The organism is Micromonospora sp. NPDC049257, from assembly GCF_040678915.1.
Classification (GTDB): domain Bacteria; phylum Actinomycetota; class Actinomycetes; order Mycobacteriales; family Micromonosporaceae; genus Micromonospora; species Micromonospora antibiotica.
Map to the genome: position 1 here is coordinate 1 of NZ_JBFAQU010000069.1, position 1372 is coordinate 1372.

The window sequence follows — 1372 nt, forward strand, 5'->3', positions numbered from 1 at the left end:
CAGGGCTTGATCAAGTTCCGGGGGTGTCCGGATCGTTGGTGATGCCCAGGATGGTGAGTGCTCGTTGGGGTTCGTCGCGGATCGCTCGGGTGGTCTTGGCGATGTTGTCGGCTCCGAGGGTTTTCAGCACGCCGATGGCGAGGTTGCGGAGCGTGGCCATGGCTCGGGGTGCGGTTCCGGTGTGGACGGTGGAGGCGTCTTCGGCGTAGGTGACGTCCCTGATGTGGTGTGAGGAGTTCTCCACTGCCCAGTGTCCGCGGATCGCGGTGGCCAGGTCGGCTGGGCGGGCCTGGTGGGCGTCGAGGCTGGTGACGGCGTAGACACTTTCCCGGGTCTCGTGTTTGCCGGACTGCTTGCGCCGTCGGTGGACGCGGATGGCCAGGCGGGCGTGGGGAAAGACGATTCCGCCGAGTTCGTCCGCGACGGCGCAGGTCTTGATCGAGCGGGACTCGCGTCTGCCGTGCCCGCGGGTGGAGGCGGTGTGCTGCACGGCGATGTCCCGCCAGGGTAGGGCCGCGAGTTGGCTGTGGGCGGTCGGCTGGTTGGTCTTGATCACCGCGATGTAATGGGCGTTCTTGGCCTCGACCAGCCAGGAGATGTTCGCCTTGACCGAGTGCAGGGCGTCGAAGGTGACGACGACACCGGCCAGGTCCAGCGGGGCCAGCAGCGGCTGGAAGTGCGTGGTTTCGTTCGTCTTCGCGCCGACCTCCGCCTGAGCGAGGGTCACGACGGTGCGGTGCGTGACCGCCGAGAGCAGATGCCGGCGGGGCGCGGTGAGACGGGCTGATCCCTTGAGTGCTTTGCCGTCGACGGCGATCACGCGCAGCCGCCCCGACACCGACGGCGTCTGGGTGGGCTCGGTGGCGGCGCGATGCCGGTTGGTCAGATAGGCGCACACCGCCCGGTCCAGGGCGTCACCATCAACAGCCCCCAGCACCCGGCCGATCGTGGCCGACGACGGAGCACGCCGCCAGCTCAACAGATGCACCCGGATCCCGATGACTGCCAGCAGCGTCCTCGAGGCACGCTGGCCCCACTCGGCGAGTTCGTCGATGCTCTTCGCGCCCGAGACCACCCCGCAGGCGCACACCAGCAGGATCGCGGTCAGCGAGTACCACCGCCCACGCCGGGAACGCGGATCGGGCACCGAGTCCAGGTAGGGGCGCAGGTCAGCGATCCGGCCAGCATCCAACGGCCCCAGTTTCACCAGCACCGCAGGGATGGGAGAAGATGCAACAGCAGGCACGGGCCACCTCGTGATCATCTGGCTTCGACACCACAATGATCACGAACCCCGTGCCTGCCCTGCTATCCACCCCAACCGGTCACAACCCGACCAACCACCCGACCCCGGAACTTGCAAACGCCCTGC

General features: G+C 67.9%; 1 protein-coding gene. It reads right to left on the bottom strand.

The genetic code is table 11. The features are described from left to right. Positions 1-10 precede the first annotated feature (10 nt). The gene (locus AB0K25_RS31745; protein ID WP_363824022.1) at positions 11-1246 is read right to left on the bottom strand and encodes an ISAs1 family transposase; all 1236 of its coding nucleotides are present in this window, start codon (positions 1244-1246) and stop codon (positions 11-13) included. Between the last annotated feature and the right edge of the window lie 126 nt (positions 1247-1372).